Raw genomic sequence first — 5518 nt, 5'->3', positions numbered from 1 at the left:
TCCTGCCCTTATCCCAAGGGCAAAAGCCGAACCCCCGGAGGTCTTTTCCTCGCGGGGCTATAGGTGTTGGGTGTCATTGAAAGAAACGATGTCATCCCGGACGGCGCAGCCGAGTCCCAGACCTCCTGCCGCAAAGTCCCATGGGGTCCCCGCTCTCCCCTGCGTTCCGGCGGGGATGACATCGTGGGGGGAGAAAGGGGTTCTAATAGCCTAAGCGGCCACTCAAGGTGCCGATCAGATCGACGACCGCTTCGCCAATCACAGTGCCTGGCAGATAGACCGCACTGGCACCCATTTGCTTGAGAACGGGCACATCATCGGGTGGGATCACGCCGCCAATAACGATCATAATGTCACTGCGGCCTTCCGCCGATAAAGCTTGGCGCAGGGCCGGCAAAAGCGTCAAATGGCCTGCCGCCAGCGAGGAGAAGCCGATGACATGGACATTATTCTCCACCGCTTGGCGGGCGGCTTCTTCAGGTGTGGCGAACAAGGGGCCAATATCAACATCAAAGCCCAAATCGCTAAAGGCGGTGGCGATCACCTTTTGACCGCGATCGTGACCGTCTTGGCCCATTTTCGCGACCAAGATTTTAGGCGGGCGCCCATCGGCTTTGGTAAAGGCGGCAATGGCGTCGCGGGCCTGTTGCAAGACGGGGTTTGCGGGGTCTGCTTCGCGGGCATAGACGCCCGAATTGATCCGGATTTCGGCCTTATGGCGACCATAGACATCTTCCAAAGCCAGCGAGATTTCGCCCACGGTCGCTTTGGCCCGAGCAGCCTTAATGGCAAGATCGAGGAGGTTACCTGAGCCATCACGGGCCGCTGCCGTTAAAGCCGCACATGCCGCATCGACATCGGCTTGATTGCGTTCAGCCTTCAAGCGCTTCAATTTCTCCAGCTGTTTCATCCGCACAGCCGTATTGTCGACTTTCAGGACCGGAACGTCGTCAACTTCATCGAGCGGGAATTTATTGACACCCACCACGGTCTGCATGCCGGTATCGATGCGCGCTTGGGTCTTGGCGGCGGCTTCTTCGATCCGCAATTTGGGTAAGCCCTGTTCGATGGCTTTGGCCATGCCGCCCAAGGCTTCCACTTCTTCAATATGTTTCCAAGCCCGCTCAGCAAGATCAGCCGTCAGCTTTTCGACATAATAGCTGCCGCCCCAGGGATCGATGGGGCGGGAAAAGCCTGCCTCTTCCTGCAGCACCAATTGGGTGTTGCGGGCGATGCGGGCCGAAAAGTCCGTCGGCAGGGCTAAGGCCTCGTCCAAACTATTGGTGTGCAAGCTTTGGGTATGGCCATGGGTTGCGGCCATCGCCTCTACGCAGGTGCGCACGGCATTGTTGAACACATCTTGCGCCGTTAGGCTCCAGCCAGAGGTTTGGCTGTGGGTACGCAATGCCAGGGACTTCTCGCTCTTGGGATTGAATTGCTTGACCAAGCGCGCCCATAGGGCCCGACCCGCCCGCATCTTGGCAACTTCCATGAAGAAATTCATGCCGATTGCCCAGAAGAAGGACAGGCGCGGCGCAAAAGCATCAATATCTAATCCCACCTCAAGTCCGGCGCGGATATAATCCAACCCATCGGCAAGGGTGTAGGCAAGCTCAAGGTCTGCTGTCGCCCCTGCTTCTTGCATATGATAGCCGGAAATGGAGATGGAATTGAACTTCGGCATGTTTTGACTGGTAAAGGCAAAAATGTCCGAAATGATCCGCATGCTGGGGCCTGGCGGATAGATATAGGTGTTGCGCACCATGAATTCTTTGAGAATGTCGTTTTGGATCGTGCCCGACAATTTGTCCGGGCTCACCCCCTGCTCTTCAGCTGCGACGACATAGAGTGCGAGGATGGGCAGGACCGCGCCATTCATCGTCATGGAAACGCTCATCTGGTCGAGGGGGATGCCCTCAAACAGCGTGCGCATGTCATAAATGCTGTCGATGGCCACACCGGCCATGCCGACATCGCCCAGCACGCGAGGGTGGTCGCTGTCATAGCCGCGATGGGTTGCAAGGTCGAAGGCAACCGAGAGGCCCTTCTGCCCCGCAGCCAGATTGCGGCGGTAAAAGGCGTTAGAATCTTCAGCCGTGGAAAAGCCCGCATATTGGCGGATCGTCCAAGGTTGTTGGACATACATGGTGGGATAGGGCCCACGAATATTGGGGGCAATGCCTGGAAGGCCACCTAAATGGTCAAGCCCTTTGAGGTCTTCTGGGCCATAGGCGGGTTTGACCAACACATCTTCCGGGGTGCGCCACATCTCGGCGCGAGCAGAAGGGTTGGCCGCGGCAGGGGCAAGCTTTGGCGTGCCCAGTTCTAGCATGCTGAAGTCTGGTAGCTTGCTCATACGGGCTCCTCCAGAAGCGAGATGGCGTGGGTGAGTTCGGCCAAAATATCGGCCCCAGCAAACAGATTGCGATCAATGGCAGGGGCTTGGAACTTACCCGCCAGCCAAATCTGCTTGGCACCGGCGGCTTTGAGCGCGGCAGCAGCGTCGCTGGCTTCTGCCTCATAAGTCGCATCATCGCCGCACAAGCAAACCAGCTGGGTACCACTGGCCTTAAAGGCTGCAATCAGCGCGGCAAGATCCGCATGGGCCACATCGGCACCCATAGCCTTGATACCACCTGCTTCAAAAGCATTGCGGGCAAAACCAGCCCGCGCGCTAAACTTGGCGAGACTGCCTAGGGTCGCGAGAAAAATCTTCGGGCTAAGACTGTCTGCCCGGTCGCGCAAAGCTTCAAAATCTTGTGCCAAACGCATGGGTGGGATCGCCCCTGCCAGCGGGGCCAGGGGCGCAGAGGTCGGCGAAATGGGGGGTGTTGCAGGCAAGACTTCGTCCAGATTGGCATAGATATTGATGCCAATGAGTTGGGTCTTGCGCTTGGCGATATCGCGGGTACGGGCGGCACGCGTTTGGGCAACCCAGCCTTGCACCAAGCCCTGGTCTAAAGCAGATGGCAGCCCCCCCGCCCGCTCAATCTCTTGCACCAAGGGCCAAGCGGCTTTGGCCAAATCTTCTGCCAAGGCTTCCATCGCCCATGCCCCGCCAGCCGGATCGGTGACCCGGCCCAGATGGCTCTCTTCTTGCAAGATCAATTGGGTATTACGGGCGATGCGGCGGGCATTCTCGTCGGCTAGGCCCAAGGCGCTTGTAAAGGGAAGGACGGTAATGACATCCGCCCCACCTGCTGCTGCCCCAAAACAGGCGCAAGTGGCGCGCAAAATATTGCTCCAAGGATCGCGCTTGGTTTGCATGCGGCCAGACGTCACCGCTTGCAAGCGCATCGGGGCTGACACGCCACACGCCTCAAGCACACGGGCCCACAGCCTGCGCGCGGCACGTTGCTTGGCAATCTCCACCACCACATCCGGCCCTGCAGCAAGCGTGAATAACAAGGTTGAATTGACTGCCTCGGGGGCAAGACCCATAGCCTCACCGGCGCGCAGATGGGCGATGCCCGAAGCAATCAAGACTGCCAATTCTTGCGCCTCAGACCCACCGCCTTCATGAACGGGCCGCGCATCGGCCCGCAAACAGGTGGCAGAAGGAAACAGGCTTTGGGTCTGGGCCGCAAAGCCCGCAGCAGCTTCAAGGCTACAGCCCGTTTGGCCGTTCATGCGGGCGGCCAAGGGGTCGAGATTAAAGGCAAGCTTTGCTGTGGCGCGTTCGGCTTCTGGCACGGCATCGGCTAAAGCCCGCGCGGCCCCTAAGGGATCAGCCGGTGCATCCAAGGCCACTGTGGCCAAGCCCAGCAACACGCCCTTAATCAAAACTTGGAAGTCTGCCACCCGGCTGGCTGCCACTCCGCAATTGCCGGTGGGATCAATCACAAATTCCAAGGAAGAGACACCGCGCTCCAAATCATAAAGCGCAGTCTGGTTTGCGGCATGGGGATCTGGGGTCAAGATGGATTGGCGAATATCCCATGGCAAAAAGGCATCGCGCACAGCTTCTGCACCGCGGATATAGGGCGCTTGCCCAGCCACCCCTGTGCGTTCACCCGGACTTGGCGCATCAGCGGCTGTATAAAGCGGCCGAATGGGCACACCATCATAGGTCTGCCCAATAAGACGTTCAAATGGAGCACCCTTCAATGCTTTTTCGGCCAGCTCTTGCCAGCGCGCGATTTCAGGGTCAGTGAAGCCAGAAGCGAGTGCGAATGGATGGGTCATAGGATGGCAAGTGCAGGCCTAAGCCCGCCTCGTCAAGACCTCACCTTGCGGTAGATACCAGTCGAACCAAGTCGGCTTGCCGCCGCAAGCCCAATTTCGCCAGCAGGCCTTTGATCTGGCTCTTTACAGTGGCCACAGATGTCTTGCGGATTGCGGCAATTTCTTCAACCATCCGCGCCTGCGACAACAGGGTTGCGATATTGGCTTCAGACTTGGTCAGCCCAGCAAAGACCTGAAGGCCGGTAATGGTTGCCATTTCGTCTTGGGTCGTTTTGGGCAGCAACACAGCCACATAGGGGCCTAAGGTCGCCTCGCATTTAAACAGGCGGACCATATCGACAACCCAGCCGTCCAAGTTACGCAACGGCACCGACAAATGCTTACCTTGATAGCCGTCATACAAAACACCAAGCCCTGCCTGGAGGTCGGTCACACTGCGAGCGGCCAAGGCAATTAACTTCCCATCTTTCAAGCGCAAGGTGCTGGAAGCCTCGATCCGACGGACCCATTTTGACGTGCCTGCATGAACATGGCCGGTTTGATCGACGATTACGCCATGAACGCCAGCAGCTTCCAGCCCGCTCAAAAACTGCTTGTGTTTGGCACGGCGATCTCTGTCTTCTTTCGACTCATAGCCGGTATCTGTTTGCCAGGACGGCATATGCTCCGTCGGGCTGCGGTCGATGGCGTCAAACGCCCAACCAAGGCCAACCGCTTCTGTATTGTCAAACCCAAGGGGTTGATCGGGTAAGCTGTCGTAATCTGGCCGAATCTTCAGATCCGAGCTGGTGTTTTCCGAACCAAGTTCTGGAAATGGCTCCATAGAGCCATCCATGCCGGGCTTTTCCGCGCTCATACAACTCCCCCAAGCCGAAGGGCCATCTTGTTGGGCCTATTGGGTAAAGTCCACTCAAAATAGCGGTTAATTTAATGCGAGATCAAAAATGTTTCGGAAATGTGATCGGATATCTATCAGACGCATCGGTGGCGGCACTAAACTTCTTGTGGCCAATGCCAGTTTAGGCGCGCGCTTCTACTTGCATCGTAGCGCAGGACGCGCCAAGACGGGTGCATAAAGGTAGCCATAATGGCACCCGCCACACTGCTCTGGGAGTTCACATGTCGGTACCTGCAGTTCTATCTCGTCTTCGGATCCCTGTGATCGGAGCGCCGCTCTTCATCATTTCCAACCCTGATCTGGTCATCGCGCAATGTAAGGCGGGCGTGGTCGGCTCCTTCCCCGCGCTGAATGCGCGCCCAGCGCCTGTGTTGGAAGAATGGCTGGACAAGATCACCACCGAATTGGGGGAATGGAATGACAAAAACCCAGACC

The 5518-nt window shown here is 57.7% G+C and carries 3 protein-coding genes and 1 pseudogene; 1 reads left to right on the top strand and 3 read right to left on the bottom strand.

What is annotated here, in order from left to right:
* Positions 1-202 precede the first annotated feature (202 nt).
* The 3 genes from scpA to IOB61_RS10810 are packed head-to-tail and all read right to left on the bottom strand — an operon-like array spanning position 203 to position 5041.
* Positions 203-2356: a methylmalonyl-CoA mutase gene (scpA, locus tag IOB61_RS10820; protein WP_290816296.1), complete on the bottom strand. Its 2154-nt coding sequence runs from the start codon at positions 2354-2356 to the stop codon at positions 203-205.
* Positions 2353-4185, bottom strand: coding sequence for a methylmalonyl-CoA mutase subunit beta (locus tag IOB61_RS10815; RefSeq protein ID WP_290816293.1), 1833 nt, complete (start codon positions 4183-4185; stop codon positions 2353-2355). Before IOB61_RS10815 ends, scpA begins: the two co-directional genes overlap by 4 nt.
* A 40-nt stretch (positions 4186-4225) precedes the next feature.
* Complete coding sequence (locus IOB61_RS10810; RefSeq protein ID WP_290816290.1) at positions 4226-5041, bottom strand: helix-turn-helix transcriptional regulator; 816 nt, start codon at positions 5039-5041, stop codon at positions 4226-4228.
* 263 nt (positions 5042-5304) lie between these two features.
* Between IOB61_RS10810 and IOB61_RS10805 the strand changes: the two are divergent.
* Positions 5305-5518: pseudogene (locus tag IOB61_RS10805) on the top strand (nitronate monooxygenase); the annotation flags it as partial.

Source organism: Aquidulcibacter sp., assembly GCF_020253525.1.
In the GTDB taxonomy this organism is placed as follows: Bacteria; Pseudomonadota; Alphaproteobacteria; order Caulobacterales; family Aquidulcibacteraceae; genus Aquidulcibacter.
The sequence above is the reverse complement of the archived record's forward strand: the minus strand, read 5'-3'. Positions and strand labels throughout refer to the sequence as shown.